This is a genomic window from Thioclava sp. DLFJ5-1 (assembly GCF_002020115.1).
Lineage (GTDB): Bacteria > Pseudomonadota > Alphaproteobacteria > Rhodobacterales > Rhodobacteraceae > Thioclava > Thioclava sediminum.
Window position 1 is genome coordinate 43,268 of sequence record NZ_MPZU01000002.1, and the last position, 14,133, is coordinate 57,400.

Sequence of the window (14,133 nt, forward strand, 5' to 3'; positions counted from 1 at the left end):
AATGCGCAATTTCGTGCAACCCGGTGAAAACCTCACCGTCACCGCCGTGGCCGCCGCCAGCTCTGGCGATGGCGTCAAACTCGGCAATCTCTTCGGCATCGCATCGGGCGACGCCGCCATTGGCGAACCTCTGGTGCTGGTGACGGAAGGCGTCTTCGAGATGCCCAAAGTCTCCACCGACGAACTGGCCGTGGGCGATGCAGTCTATTTCCGCACGTCCGACGGGGCAGTGACCAGCACCGCCAGCGGCAACACCAAGATCGGCGTGGCCGTCTCGGCAGCGGGCAACCCGTCCGGGTCCGTTCGCGTCCGCCTCAACGGGGCGTTCTGAGTTAGAGGCCGAGTGATGGGACCGCTCGGCCTCTCAACGCGGGACTGACCACCCCGTTTGTCCCAGCGCGGCGCGTCTACTCTCCACGCAATGCGCTTGCCCTTGGTATCAACAGATGGAGAACCTTGAACGCCTGAAAGCTGCACGCGCCAAAGTCGCGCGCATGGTGGTGGCCGATCCTGTCTATGCTCCGATTTTCGAGCGCATAGAATCCGACATTGCCGAGCTGGAAGCCATCGCCGCCAATGAGGTGGTGGCCCGGGCGCGTGCCCTTGTTCAAAGCGCGACGCGCTGAATCAATCGCTGCAAGTCGGCAAGGGACGCACCCTTGCCATACCGTTCACGGTCAAGGGCGTGGCCGAAAAGGTCGCGCCTGATCCGTTCATCAATCCCCGCCGCCAACATCCGGTCTTCAAAGCTATGTCTCAATCCGTAAAGAGAGTGCTCCGGTGTCTCCAAGAGCCTGTTGGCCCGGAGATACTTGTTGATCGTGGCCGAGAGGCTGGCGGAGCTGGCGCGATACTTGGGGAAGCCGTCAGGGCATTGTGCCATAGCTTTCAGGCTCACGCCGGTCAGGGGGATGACACGGCGAGCGTTGCGCGTCTTGAGCTGGCGTCCAACGGGCTCAATCGAAATGTGCGGCGTGGTCGCGCCAAGCCGTATCTGGTCTCGTGTGAGGGCCGCCAGCTCGCTCGGCCTCGCCCCGGTGTTGACCATCGCCAGAACGATGCAGCGGGCTTCCTTGTTGAGCCCGTCCAGCGCTCCCGGAGCCAAGAGCTTGTCGCGTATCCAGCTTTCGGAGAAAGGTGGACGCTGCTTTGCCTCGCCTTCCTTGAAACTGAGATCGGAGAGGGGCAGCACCAGCCCGAGCCGCTTCATGCGGTTCACGGTCTTCAGCACGTCGCCAAGGTGGATAAGGTCTTTGTTGCCCGAGTTGGGCGTGAGCCCTTCGTTCTGGATGCGCTCAAACCACCAATGGCGGAAGTCCAGCATATCGTCGCCGGTTATGTCGCCAATGGCCTTGTCGCCAATCACGTCGACGAAGTTCTTCACGGCTTTCTTGCGCGGGTTCTCCCAACGGCGGAGCTGGTCCGGGCTCTTTCCAAGCGTTTTGTCCGCTACCAAGCTCCAATAGAGTTCCAGCGCCCGAGTCACCGTGATCGCTGGTTCACTCACGCCGCCCATAAGGGCAGCCGTGTCTCGCATATCCAGCTCACCGTCTTTACGCTCTTTGACGGCTTCGACACGTGCAAGAAGCTGGTCTTGCGGCAGCTTGGCAACTTGGGGTGCTGGCAGGTAGCGGAAGCCCCGGACGGCGGCGAGATTCTTGGCCGCCTCGAAACGCTGTTCCGCGTCGCTTGTGTCTCCGGCAAGCCGGGCTTCCCAGCCTTCCACGATGTGTTGCCACGCGATAGGGGCTTTCTGTTGCGCGACGGTAAGGGAGTCCGTGTGCAGGCTGACCCAGATGCTCTTGCGCTCTTCAACGCCCTGATAGCGGCGCGGCACGCGCTTGCGCAGGTGGTAAGTGCTGCCCCGCTTCATGATGGTCATGGCCGTTCCCCCGCTGGTGATGTGTGCGGATTGTGCGGCGAAATGTGTTGCAAAACAAGGCAGAACGACGGACCACGCGCAGGGCGCGTCGGTCTAACATATTGTTTTTGTTCGATAAATTTCCAAAACAAGGCGAGTTTTGGTGGCGGAGACGAAGGGATTCGAACCCTCGAGACCCTTCCGGGCCTACTCCCTTAGCAGGGGAGCGCCTTCGACCACTCGGCCACGTCTCCGCGGACCCGTATAGGGATCGTCTCGGGGGGAGACAAGCGGTTTTTCGGCGGAATTTCGGGTGGTTTGCGATTTCCCTCGCGTGCGGCGGAGATGGCGCAGGCGGGGCCGCGGGTCGGCGTGGGGCAGGGGCGCCGGGCGCAATGAAAAACGCGCGCGAGATGTCTCGCGCGCGTTTCGTTTTCAAAGGGTTTCGCTTGGCTTAGCGGGTCGTCTCGCCGCGCCGGCGCACCACCACGTCGACCGTGATCGATGCAAGCAGCACCGCCGCCGTCGCCATCAGCTGAACCGCTGCCGGCAGACCCAGAAGCGCCATGCCGTTGACGATCGCCGCGATCACGACACCGCCGAGGATCGCGTGGATCGGATGGCCACGCCCGCCAAACAGCGAGGTGCCGCCGATCACCGCGGTCGCGACGACATAGAGCACGATCGTGCCGCCGTCGAAGCTGGTGGAAATCGAGCGCAGGCGCGAGGCGTAGATGATGCCGCCCAGACCCGCCGTCGTCGCGGCCAGCGTGAAGGCTGCGGTCCGGATCAGGCGCAGGTTGATGCCCGCCCGGCGCGCGGCCTCGGCATTGCCGCCGATCGCGAGGACATAGCGGCCGAATTTCAGCCGTCCCAGCAGGAAGGACCATGCCAGCAGTACCGCGAAGACGATCGGGATCACCCACGGCATGCCCGAGAGCGGGAAGCGTGCGACGCCACGGTTCATGTTGGAGATCGTCACCAGCACGATACCCGCGATCACGGCCGCCGCGATCTTCGCGATGGTGAGGCCCATCGGGGGCGCGACGAGGCCGCTCTTGCGACGTTTCGCATCCTTGCTGAAGGTGAGGATCGCGAAGACCAGAACCACGGCTCCGGTCATCAGCCAGCCCATCAGAGGGCTCAGCGTGCCATTGGCGAAGTTGTTGATCGTGTCACTCGCGACGGGGATTGTCCCCCCGGCACCCAGCAGTTGGATCATCAGACCGTTGAAGCCCAGAAGGCCCGCCAGCGTCACCACGAAAGAGGGCAGTTTGAGCCGCGTGATCAGCGAGCCCTGGAAGATACCCAGCACCGCGGGCACGGCCAGGCCTGCCACGACCGCCGCCCACCAGGGCCAGTCGGTACCCGGCGCGACTAGCAACGTCGCCACCGTCGCCCCGATCCCGGCCACGAAGCCGAGCGACAGATCGATCTCGCCCAGCAAGAGCACGAAGACCTGTCCCATCCCGATCATCATGAAGACCGAGCCCTGAACGAGCAGGTTCACGACGTTCCCCGGCGAGAGGAATTTCGGGTTCTGCAACTGGAAGATCAGCGAGATCAGCACGAAGCCCAGCAGAACCGGCAGTACGCCGCTTTCGCCTGCCTTGATCTTCGCCCAGGTGCGCGAGAGGTAGCTCGAGAAGCTCTGATCTTCGGTCGTGGCACCCACCACGGCGGAGGGGCCGCTTTCGCCCGATGCCTCGCGTTGCGCCGCGACATCCTTGGCGTTCTCTGCCGCGATCGAGGCGGCGGCGCGCATCGCGCCGGCTTCGACTACGTGATCGGACTTGCCCGTGGTCATCAGCTCGACCACGCGCTGGGTGTCGTATTCCTCGATCGGGCCCTGGCTGACCATCTCGCCCAGACGCAGGATCGCGATCCTGTCGGAGACCGCGAAGACGTCGTTGAGGTTGTGCGAGATCATCACCACCGCGAGGCCCTGATCGGCGAGGCGGCGCACCAGTTGCAGCACCTGACCGGTCTGGGCCACGCCGAGCGCCGCCGTGGGCTCGTCGAGGATCACCAGTTTGGAATTCCACATCACGGCCTTGGCGACCGCGATCGATTGCCGCTGACCGCCCGAAAGCGCCGAGACCGGCGCGCGGATCGAGCGCAGCGTGGTCACGCGGAGCCCTTGCAGCGTCTCTGCCGCGGCGCGCTCCATCGCGTCCTCGTCGAGCATCCCGTTGGTCAGGATTTCGCGACCGAGGAACATGTTCTGCACGACGTCGAGATTGTCGCAGAGCGCGAGGTCCTGATAGACGACCTCGATGCCCAGCTCCGCACTGTCGCGGGGCGAGCGGACGCGGACCTCATTGCCTTCCCATTCGATCACGCCGCCATCGGCTTCATGGATGCCAGCGATGGTTTTCGTCAGCACGGATTTGCCCGCGCCATTGTCACCGACCAGTGCCGTTACCTCGCCGGGGCGGACGTCGAAATCGACCCCGCTGAGCGCCTGCACTGCACCGAAGCTCTTTTCGAGACCCCGAATACGGAGGATCGCGTCGCGATCCTCCGTCAGGGACCCGGTACCGTTACCCGTGTCCATCATTGGCTATCAGTTCCCGATGCCAGCGGCTTTGCACGCATCGGCCGCGTCGCCCGCACAAAGCTTGGAGGTGTCGACGAAGCCGTCTTTCACTACGGTGTCGGCCATGTTCTCCGGGGTGACCCAGATCGGCTTGAGCAGGATCGAGGGCACGTCCATGCCGCCCTGGCTGTCATTGACCTTGCCGTTGACGAGACCGTCGGGCGGGGTGTCGCCAGCACGCATGTAGAGCGCGAGCGCCGCTGCCGCCTGAGCTTCCAGATAGATCGGCTTGTAGACGGTGCCGCACTGGTAGCCGGTGAGCACGTTCTGCAGGCCGGTGACCGTCGCGTCCTGACCGGTGGTCGGGAAGGCTTTCGGCGGAACCTTCAGCGTCTTGAGATAGGAGATGACCGCGTTTGCGTTGTCGTCATTCGGGGTGACGACGGCGTTCATGTCCTGATGCGCGGTGAACTGCTGCTCGAAGGTGGTCCGTGCGACCGACGGATCCCAGGTGCCTGCGGGCTCGCCCGCATTGGTGTAGCTACCATCGTCGAATTTCGGCTTCAGCACGCTCATGTAGCCCTGCTTGAACAGCGTGGCGTTGTTGTCATCGGGCGAGCCCGCCATCACGAGGATGTTCGGCTTCTCGATGTTCCAGTCGCTGAGGCACTGTTCCATGCCCTTGCCGATCAGCTCGCCGACATATTCGTTGTCGAAGCTGATGTAATAGTCGCGCGAGCCGCCAAGCGTGATCCGGTCATAGTCGATGACCGCGACGCCGTGCTCTTTGGCGTATTTCTCGACAGCCGCACCGCCGCCCGAGGAGATCGGGTCGATCAGCAGAACGGTCGCGCCCTGGCTGATATCGGTTTGCGCCTGCGTGAGCTGGTCGGCTTCCGAGCCCTGCGCGTTGGTGATGATCAGATCGTCCGCGGACAGGCCTGCTGCCTTGAAGGCTTTCTTCAGGTAGGGCTCGTCGAACGAGGTGTAGCGGGCCGAGCTTGCTGTGTCGGGCAGCAGCACGCCCACTTTGCCTTTGCCTTTGGCGGCGACGTCCTTGAGCTGGCCCATGGCTGCGAAATCAGCGCCGAAGCTGTCGGCGGTGACGCCTTGGGCTTGCGCGGCACCTGCAATCAGGCCAAGCGCGAGAACGCTGGTTCCAGCGAGACGCGCGGCGGTTCCGCACGTCGAGCGACGAATGTCTTTCATTATAATCCTCCTAAGGCCGGATGGGTTCCTCCCGTGGGGTGGCATCGCCTTGCCCCAGCGCGCCGCCTGTGCCGGTTACGGACAGGGCAGCGCCGGGGCGCGCATCCGGTACGCGTCCCGTTAGCGCAATCATGGCTTGAAATGTTGCTCTGAACAGGGGGGTGGCGAACACAAAACACTCACGAAACTGCGAGGCCGTGGTATTCCGGGGCAAGTAAGAAGAGTAGGGGAGACGAGCGGCTGACTTCGCGCGGCACCGATGTGGCACCCGGAGTGGTTGACACCTGCGCGCGCCGCTGTATAAGCCCGCCATTCCGGTAACTCGAGTTGCCGGGATTATTCATTGGTGTTGGTGGACCTCGCAAGAGGAAACCTGTCGCCGGTCGCCGCGAGGCCCGGAGGAGGACAACGCCCTTCGAAACTATAAAGAAGGAGATCAGCCGTGACCAAACGCACGTCTGCCAAGTACAAAATCGACCGCCGCATGGGCGAGAACATCTGGGGCCGCGCCAAGTCGCCCGTCAACCGTCGTGAATACGGCCCCGGCCAGCACGGTCAGCGCCGCAAGGGCAAACTGTCCGACTTCGGTATCCAGCTCCGCGCCAAGCAGAAGCTGAAAGGCCATTACGGCGACCTGACCGAGAAGCAGTTCCGCCGCATCTACGCCGAAGCCGAGCGTGTGAAGGGCGACACCGGTGAAAACCTGATCGGTCTGCTCGAGCGCCGCCTCGACGCGCTGGTCTACCGCGCCAAGTTCGTCCCGACCGTCTTCGCAGCGCGCCAGTTCGTGAACCACGGCCACGTGCTCGTGAACGGCAAGAAAGTGAACATCCCCTCCTACCGCCTGAAAGAAGGCGACGTGGTGGAAGTCCGCGAGAAGTCCAAGCAGATGGCTCTGGTTCTCGAAGCCGTTCAGTCGCCCGAGCGTGACGTTCCGGATTACCTCGAAGTCGACCACAACAAACTGACCGCGAAATTCGTGCGCACCCCGGCTCTGTCCGACGTGCCCTTCGCGGTTCAGATGGAACCGAACCTCGTGGTCGAATTCTACGCGAAGAACTAATCTCTCAGCCTTCGCCGATCATTCGGAAAGGCCGTGCCCCCGGGGCGCGGCCTTTTTCTTTTGGGCTGCGTCTTTGCCCGGATCAGCCGCGAAGCGGCCCGGGCAGCGCCCGACCGCCCCCTCGGGCGGGCGCTTTTCGGTCTCACCGCGCGCGGCAACGTCGTGCGGATGTGGTGAGATAAAGGGGCGACCTCTGAATGAAGCGCGCCCACCCGGCGGTCAGCCGCCGCCCTCCCAAGCCTCACCCGTTGCATCCCTGCCGCGTCTGCTATGCGGGTGATCTTCTCACTAGCCCTGTCGCGCCATGGCGGATAGAACTCGGGCCACGATTCAGGAGTGCACAATGACCACGCATATTCGCCCCCAGCCCGGTATTATGGACATCGAGCTCTATCAGGGCGGCGCCTCCCATGTGGCGGGGCGCACCGATGCCGTCAAACTCAGCTCGAATGAGAACCCGTTCGGCCCCTCTGACAAGGCCAAGGACGCGTTCGCGAAATGCGCCCATTCGATGCATCGCTACCCCCCGACCGACCATGCCAAGCTGCGCACGGCGATCGGCGAGGTGCATAAGCTCGATCCCGACCGCATCATCTGCGGCGTGGGCTCGGACGAGATCATCCACTTCCTGTGCCAAGCCTATGTCGGCGCGCGCGACGAGGTGGTGTTCACCGAGCACGGCTTCCTGATGTATCGCATCTCGACCATGGCCGCGGGCGGCACCCCGATCGAGGTGAAGGAGCGCGACCGCACCACCGATGTCGATGCGATCCTGAGCGCCTGCACCAAGAAGACCAAGCTCGTCTTCCTCGCCAATCCGAACAACCCGACCGGCACGATGATCCAGCTGGCGGAGCTGGAGCGGCTGGCGGCGGGGCTGCCGAAAGGCGCGCTGCTGGTGATCGACGCGGCCTATGCGGAATATGTCGAAGGCTATGACGGCGGGGCGGAGCTGGCGACGCGCCTGCCCAATGTCTTCATGACGCGGACTTTCTCGAAGATCTACGGACTCGGCGGGCTGCGCGTCGGTTGGGGCTACGGCTCGCGCGAAGTGATCGACGTGCTCAACCGCATCCGTGGGCCGTTCAACCTCTCGACCGCGCAGCAGGAGACCGCAGAGGCCGCCGTGCGCGATCAGGACTGGGTCACGAAATGCCGCGATGACAACACCCGTCTGCGCGCTTGGCTGGCCGAAGCTCTGGCAGAAAAGGGCGTGCCGTCAGATACTTCCACGGCGAACTTCATCCTCGCGCGGCTGGCGTCCGAGCAGGAGGCCGCCGATTGCGATACCTATCTGAAATCCGAAGGGATCATCGTGCGCCGGGTCGCGGGCTATAACCTGCCCAACTGCCTGCGCATCACCGTGGGCGACGAGCCCTCATGCCGCCGCGTGGCGCATCTGATCGGCGTCTTCAAGGCAGGCGGGATCGAGGTGCCCAGATGAGCCAACTCTACCAGCGGGTCGCGCTGATCGGGCTCGGCCTGATCGCCTCGTCGATGGCCCATGCGATGCGCGAGAAGGGGCTGGCGGGCGAGATCGTCGGTCATGCGCGCTCCGCCGAGACCCGCGACACCGCGCTGGAGATCGGGCTGGTCGATGCCGTCTATGAGACCGCCGCCGAGGCGGTCGCGGGCGCCGATCTGGTGGTGCTCTGTGTGCCGGTCGGCGCGATGGCGAAGATCGCCGAAGAGATCGCCCCGCATCTGGCCCCCGGCGCGACAATCACCGATGTCGGCTCGGTCAAACGCTCGGTGATCGACGCGGTCGGCCCGCATGTGCCCGAAGGCGTGCATTTCATTCCCGGTCACCCGCTGGCGGGGACGGAGCAGTCGGGCCCGCGCTCGGGCTTTGCGACGCTCTTCGCCAATCGCTGGTGGCTGTTCACGCCGATCGAGGGCACGAACCCCGAGGCGCTGACCCGGCTGAAATCGCTGGTCGAGGCGATGGGCGCGAATACCGACGAGATGGCGCCCGATCACCATGACCTCGTGCTTTCGGTCGTGTCGCATACACCGCACCTGATCGCCTACACGATGGTTGGCGTGGCGGATCATCTTCGTCGTGTAACCCACGAGGAAGTCATCAAATATTCCGCTACGGGTTTCCGCGATTTTACCCGGATCGCGGCCTCGGACCCGACGATGTGGCGCGACGTCTTCCTGACCAACAAGGAAGCGACGCTCGACATCCTCGGCCGCTTCACCGAGGAGTTGTTCATGCTGCAACGCGCGATCCGCATGGGCGATGGCGACATGCTGCACGACTATTTCACGCGCACCCGCGCGATCCGCCGCGGCATCATCGAGGCCGGGCAGGATACGGATGCGCCCGATTTCGGGCGCGGTGCACCGAAGAAAGACGCATGAGCGCCACGGGTCGCAGCAAGGCGGTCGTGTTGATCGCCTTGGCGGCCGTGGTCGCGGTGGGCTCCTGCGGGCGCGGCGACGACCGGCGCTCGGCGCGGTATTCCTCCTCGGGCGAGCTTTGCGGCATTGCCGGGCTGGAAGGGCAGCACATTGCGCCGATCGACGGACCGGGGCGCTGTGGCATTGCCGATCCGGTGCAGATCACCGCGGTCTCGGGCATCCGTCTGACCTCGCCGGTGCGGGTGAATTGCTCGGCGGCGAAATCCTTCAAGCGCTGGGTCGATCGCGGGATCAAACCGGCGGTGGGGCGGCGCGGCGGCGGGATCGAGGCGATCCGCATCGCAGCCTCCTATTCCTGCCGGAGCCGCAATTCCCAGCCCGGCGCGAAGCTGTCCGAACATGCCAAGGGCAACGCAATCGACGTCTCGGGCGTGGTCCTGCGCAACGGCGCGACGCTGAGCGTGCTGGAGGATTGGCGCCGGGGCCGGGTGATCAAGCGGATGCACAAATCGGCCTGCGGCCCGTTCGGCGCCGTGCTGGGGCCGAAATCGGATCGCTTCCATCAGGACCACATCCACGTCGACGTGGCCAGCTACCGCGGCGGGGCTTACTGCCGTTAACCTTTACTGCCGCTGCGCGACCAGTTGCGGTGCCGGGCCGAGCGGCGCCGGGCCGAGGCTCATCTGCCCGTCCTTGAAGACAAGCGGTACGTCCAGCGCACCATCGGGGTTCTTCGCGGCCAGCATCGCACCGATCCCGGTCACCACTTTCACCTCGTCCTTGCTGATCAGCCCCATGCTTTGCGCAATGCCGACCCAGTTGCGCCACGAGGCGGAGCGGATCGTCAGCGTGCCGTCGGGATAACCCGAGGGATCGACCGTCAGGTTGCCCTCGACCGAGACATCGTTGCCGCCCCAGCTCAGCGACAGATCCGAGATCGCGACGGTCATCAGCCCCGGCATGCCTGCCTCCATCGCGGTCTGGTCGATAGGCTCGCGGGTGCCGATCAGCGCGTCGAAATGAACGCGGGTAACGGTGTCGGGCAGCTTGCCCTTCGGGTCTATCCGCTCCAGCAGATCGGCGGGGAGTTTCAGCGATTTCGCCTCCGCGCCCAGACGGTAGGCGGCGGCGGGCATCACCAGATCGGCGGCCTGAGCCGAGGCCCCGATCGCGCCCTGCGCCTTGTCCTTGCGTTCGATCGCGAGGCGCAGCTGATCGGCCGAAAGCGCGGGGGCCGTCTCGCCCGCGGGCGTCAGCACCGGCGCGGAGATCACGGCAACCGCCCGTTCCAGCGGCAGCGCGGTCGAATAGCCCACCGTCAGCGAGGCGCGCATGTCCTCTTGCGTCAGCGTGTAGCTTTGATCGCCCAGTTGCAGCGACTGGCCCGAGGGCAGATAGGCGATCACTTTGTTGGGTTCATATCCCAGAGCGAAGAGCTGCGCGAAGGGCGCGCTCCAGTGCCACAGGCCGCCCCGATCCTTCAGTACGGGCTTGTCGAAGGTCAGATCGAAGCGCGAGGGGAAGCCCGCCAGCGAGACCGATTGCGCATCGCCCCAGCCTTCCTGCCGGGCCTGCGCGAGCATGTCGCGCGCGCCGTTTTCGATCTTGTGCGCACCGAAGAACCAGTAGCCGCAATAGGCCAGCGTCGCGACCAGCACCAGAATGATCAGTTTGCGCATCTTCGCCTCTTTGCAAATCGGTTGAACCCCATGTAAGCCCTGAGCCCATGCAGGACCAGTGCGATGACAACAGGATCTGGGTCTTCGGCTACGGCTCGCTGATCTGGAACCCCGGCTTTGATTTCGACGAGCGGATGCTCGCCCGCGCGCCGGGTTGGGAGCGCAGCTTCTGCCTGCGCTCGCTGGTGCATCGCGGCACGCCCGAAGCGCCGGGGCTGGTGTTGGCGCTCGACGAGGGGCAGGGCGGCTGCACGGGGCTCGCCTTCGCAGTGAAGCCAGGACAGGAAGACGAGGTCATGGCCTATCTGCGCGAGCGCGAACTGGTGACCTCGGCCTATCTGGAACGCGAGATCGACGTCGATCTGAATGACAGGCGGCGCGTGCGCGCGGTGACCTATGTGATCGACCGCCATCACGATCAGTATTGCGGCGGGCTCAGCGATGACGAGCAGGCCCGGATCATCGCCAGCGCCACCGGCGGGCGCGGTCCGAACCGCGATTATCTGTTCAATACTGCCCAGCATCTGCACGAATTGGGCATCCCCGATCCCCATCTTGATGCATTGGTGGCACGGCTGCACGACTTGTCGTGATAGCCCTTGGCGAAGGGCTGCACCCTCGCTAGGCTCTGCGCAAACAGGCAAGAGGGGCAATAATGGAAGAGCCGATCCGGCTGGAGCCGCAATTCTCACAACCCGTGCGTCAGGTGATCCTGATGCTTCTGGTGCTCGGCTTGGTCGCTACGGGTGGCTATTTCGCCTATTCGCGCATCTTCCCGATTTTCCTCGCCAATCCCTGGCTGAACGGGGTGATCCTCGCGGTCTTCGTCTTCGGCATCCTCGCCTGTTTCTGGCAGGTGGTGCAGCTGGTGAAGGCGGTAAACTGGATCGAGAGCTTCGCCGCGGACCGTCCCGGTCGTCCGCAGGTGCGCCCGCCGTCGATGCTCGCGCCGCTTGCGTCCCTGCTGGGATCGCGCGAGGCGCGCCGCGCGGTGTCGTCGTCCTCGGGGCGCTCGATCCTCGAATCCGTCGCGACCCGGATCGACGAGGCGCGCGACATCACCCGCTATATCGCGGGGCTGCTGATCTTCCTCGGCCTTTTGGGGACGTTCTACGGGCTCGCTACCACCGTGCCTGCGGTGGTCGAGACGATCCGCGCACTGGCGCCCAAGGAAGGCGAGAGCGCGATCGGCGTGTTCGACAACCTGATGACAGGGCTGGAGGCGCAGCTGGGCGGCATGGGCACGGCGTTCTCCTCGTCGCTTCTGGGTCTTGCGGGCTCGCTGGTGGTGGGCTTGCTGGAACTGTTCGCGAGCCACGGTCAGAACCGGTTCTACCGCGAGCTGGAGGAATGGATTTCCTCGATCACGCGGCTTTCCTTCACCGCGCTCGAAGGGGGCGATGGCGAAGGCTCGATGGTGGCGGGCGTCCTCGATCACATGTCCGAGCAGATGGACCAGATCCAGACGCTGTTCGTGCGCTCCGATGCGGGGCGCGTGCAGACCGAAGCACGGATCGCGCATCTGTCGAACGCCATTCACGACCTGTCGGAACGGCTCTCGGCGGAGATGGATGCGCGGCACCGCCAGCAAGGCGCGCTGCAGCAGATGGCCGAGGGGCAGGAGCGGCTGATCGGCGCGCTCGATCACCTCGCGCAACGCACGGCCGAGGGCGCTCCCGAGGCGGAGGCGCTGATGGAGACCCGGATGCGGCTGCGCTCGATCGACCAGCAGATGATGCGGATGCTCGAGGAAGTCAGCGCCGGGCGGCAGGAAAGCATGGCCGAGCTGCGCCATGATTTCGCAGGTCTCACCCGGGCGATCCTCGGCTACAAACCGCATCGCGAGGGTTAATTCATGGCTCTGGCACGGCGCGGCGGCAATCGGTTCTCGACCAATATCTGGCCGGGTTTCGTCGATGCGATGACGGCGCTTCTTCTGGTCCTCATGTTCGTGCTGTCGATCTTCATGATCGTGCAATCGGTGCTGCGTGACACGCTGAGCACCAAGGAAGGCGAGCTGATTCAGCTCAACGAGCAGGTGTCGAACCTCGCCAAGGCGCTGTCGCTGCAACAGACGAAAACGCAGCAACTGACCGGCGAGTTGGAGAATGCGAAGGACAAAGCCGATCAGCAGGACTCGCTGATCTCGACGCTCACCTCGCAGCTCGATGACCGCAAAGCCGCGCTGGCCGATGCCAAGCAGAAGATCACCGAATTCGAGGCTCGCGTCGCGCAATTGGTGGGCGAGCGCAACGCCGCCCAACAGGATGCGAGCGCCAAGGCCGACGAAATCCGGCTAAGCAAGGAAACCATCGCCGATCTGCGCGACAAGCTGACGAAATCGGGCGATGAGGTCGCGGCGATGACGCTGCAATTGGAAGAGGCGCGCAAGCAGGCCGAGGACACGCTGACCAAGCTCGCCGCCGCGCAGACCGCGAAGGACGATCTGGAAAAGCAGCTCGGCAAGCAGCTGTCCGAGGCCGAGAAGCAGGCCGCGCTGAAAGCCACCGCGCAGAAGGCGCTGGCCGATCAGCAGGCGATCTCGGAAGGGGCCCAGAAGAAAGTCGCGCTGCTCAATCAGCAGGTTGCGGCGTTGCGCGGTCAACTCGCGCAGCTGCAGAACGTGCTCGACGAGGCGCAGCAGAAGGATGCCGCGGCCAAGGTGCAGCTCGACAATCTCGGCCAGCAGCTGAACGCGGCGCTCGCCCGTGCGGCCTCCGAGGAGAAGAAACGCGCCGATCTGCAGGAGAAGATGCGCAAGGAGGCCGAGGCCAAGGCAAAAGATCTGGAGAACTACCGCTCTGAATTCTTTGGGAAGCTGTCGCAGCTTCTGAAGGGCAAGCAGGGCGTGAAGATCGAAGGCGACCGCTTCGTGTTCTCCTCAGAGGTGCTGTTCGCGCCCGCTTCCGCGACGCTGTCGGATGCGGGCCGCGCACAGATCAAACAGGTGACATCGCTGCTCGATCAACTGCGCGGGGAAATTCCGGGCGATATCCCGTGGATCATCCGCGTCGATGGCCATACCGACGACACGCCGCTGTCGGGGCAGGGCGAGTTCAAGGATAACTGGGAGCTGAGCCAGGCCCGCGCGCTGTCGGTGGTGAAATATATGGTGGACAGCCTCGGCTTCCCGCCGCAACGCCTTGCCGCCGCCGGGTTCGCGCAGTTCGACCCAGTAAACACCGCCGACACGCCCGAAGCGCGCGCCCAGAACCGCCGGATCGAGTTGAAGCTGACCGAGCGCTGAGGCGTCGGTCAGCTGGGTTCCGTCAGCCAGTCGAGAAACGCGCCGAGCCGCCCCTCGGCACTGCGCTGCAAGCTGCGGAATAACCGCGCCCCCATGACAAATGAAAAGGCTGCCGGGCCAAGCTCCGGCAGCCTTCTGCGTTAATCGCGTCTACCGAGGGCCGCGAAG

At 64.5% G+C, this 14,133-nt stretch carries 13 protein-coding genes and 1 tRNA gene; 9 read left to right on the forward strand and 5 right to left on the reverse strand.

What is annotated here, in order from left to right; genetic code table 11:
- The first annotated feature begins 1 nt into the window (after position 1).
- Together BMI86_RS07560 and BMI86_RS07565 are read left to right on the forward strand one after the other, a co-directional pair.
- Complete coding sequence (locus tag BMI86_RS07560; protein WP_078540507.1) at positions 2 to 331, forward strand: DUF2190 family protein; 330 nt, start codon at positions 2 to 4, stop codon at positions 329 to 331.
- Positions 332 to 446: 115 nt separating this feature from the next.
- Complete coding sequence (locus tag BMI86_RS07565) at positions 447 to 626, forward strand: hypothetical protein (protein WP_078540508.1); 180 nt, start codon at positions 447 to 449, stop codon at positions 624 to 626.
- Here BMI86_RS07565 and BMI86_RS07570 read toward each other — a convergent pair.
- The 4 genes from BMI86_RS07570 to BMI86_RS07585 all read right to left on the reverse strand — a co-directional run bounded on the left by BMI86_RS07570 (position 608) and on the right by BMI86_RS07585 (position 5,609).
- The gene (locus tag BMI86_RS07570; protein ID WP_078540509.1) at positions 608 to 1,882 is read right to left on the reverse strand and encodes a DUF6538 domain-containing protein; all 1,275 of its coding nucleotides are present in this window, start codon (positions 1,880 to 1,882) and stop codon (positions 608 to 610) included. The two genes, BMI86_RS07565 and BMI86_RS07570, sit on opposite strands and share 19 nt — an antisense overlap.
- 143 nt (positions 1,883 to 2,025) lie before the next feature.
- Positions 2,026 to 2,115, reverse strand: a tRNA-Ser gene (locus tag BMI86_RS07575).
- Between the two features lie 200 nt (positions 2,116 to 2,315).
- Complete coding sequence (locus BMI86_RS07580) at positions 2,316 to 4,421, reverse strand: ATP-binding cassette domain-containing protein (protein WP_078540510.1); 2,106 nt, start codon at positions 4,419 to 4,421, stop codon at positions 2,316 to 2,318.
- A gap of 6 nt (positions 4,422 to 4,427) precedes the next feature.
- The gene (locus BMI86_RS07585; RefSeq protein WP_078540512.1) at positions 4,428 to 5,609 is read right to left on the reverse strand and encodes a substrate-binding domain-containing protein; all 1,182 of its coding nucleotides are present in this window, start codon (positions 5,607 to 5,609) and stop codon (positions 4,428 to 4,430) included.
- Between the two features lie 442 nt (positions 5,610 to 6,051).
- Here BMI86_RS07585 and rpsD point away from each other — a divergent pair, with 442 nt between their 5' ends.
- From rpsD to BMI86_RS07605, 4 genes are all read left to right on the forward strand, one after another.
- On the forward strand, positions 6,052 to 6,672 hold the full coding sequence (gene rpsD, locus BMI86_RS07590) for a 30S ribosomal protein S4 (RefSeq protein ID WP_078540514.1): 621 nt from the start codon (positions 6,052 to 6,054) through the stop codon (positions 6,670 to 6,672).
- Positions 6,673 to 7,015: 343 nt separating this feature from the next.
- Complete coding sequence (hisC, locus tag BMI86_RS07595; protein WP_078540515.1) at positions 7,016 to 8,116, forward strand: histidinol-phosphate transaminase; 1,101 nt, start codon at positions 7,016 to 7,018, stop codon at positions 8,114 to 8,116.
- On the forward strand, positions 8,113 to 9,039 hold the full coding sequence (locus tag BMI86_RS07600) for a prephenate/arogenate dehydrogenase family protein (RefSeq protein WP_078540516.1): 927 nt from the start codon (positions 8,113 to 8,115) through the stop codon (positions 9,037 to 9,039). The genes hisC and BMI86_RS07600 overlap by 4 nt, the downstream gene beginning before the upstream one ends.
- A complete protein-coding gene (locus BMI86_RS07605) occupies positions 9,036 to 9,659 on the forward strand; it encodes an extensin family protein (RefSeq protein ID WP_246831663.1) in 624 nt (207 codons plus the stop codon). Before BMI86_RS07600 ends, BMI86_RS07605 begins: the two co-directional genes overlap by 4 nt.
- A gap of 3 nt (positions 9,660 to 9,662) precedes the next feature.
- Here BMI86_RS07605 and BMI86_RS07610 read toward each other — a convergent pair whose 3' ends face one another.
- A complete protein-coding gene (locus tag BMI86_RS07610; protein WP_078540517.1) occupies positions 9,663 to 10,718 on the reverse strand; it encodes a DUF2125 domain-containing protein in 1,056 nt (351 codons plus the stop codon).
- A gap of 47 nt (positions 10,719 to 10,765) precedes the next feature.
- Between BMI86_RS07610 and BMI86_RS07615 the strand changes: the two genes are divergently transcribed.
- The 3 genes from BMI86_RS07615 to BMI86_RS07625 all read left to right on the forward strand — a co-directional run bounded on the left by BMI86_RS07615 (position 10,766) and on the right by BMI86_RS07625 (position 13,965).
- Positions 10,766 to 11,311: a gamma-glutamylcyclotransferase gene (locus BMI86_RS07615; protein WP_210402711.1), complete on the forward strand. Its 546-nt coding sequence runs from the start codon at positions 10,766 to 10,768 to the stop codon at positions 11,309 to 11,311.
- A 62-nt stretch (positions 11,312 to 11,373) separates the two neighbouring features.
- The gene (locus BMI86_RS07620; RefSeq protein WP_078540518.1) at positions 11,374 to 12,570 is read left to right on the forward strand and encodes a biopolymer transporter ExbB; all 1,197 of its coding nucleotides are present in this window, start codon (positions 11,374 to 11,376) and stop codon (positions 12,568 to 12,570) included.
- 3 nt (positions 12,571 to 12,573) lie between these two features.
- Positions 12,574 to 13,965, forward strand: a complete 1,392-nt coding sequence (locus tag BMI86_RS07625) for a peptidoglycan -binding protein (protein WP_078540520.1) — start codon at positions 12,574 to 12,576, stop codon at positions 13,963 to 13,965.
- Positions 13,966 to 14,133 lie beyond the last annotated feature (168 nt).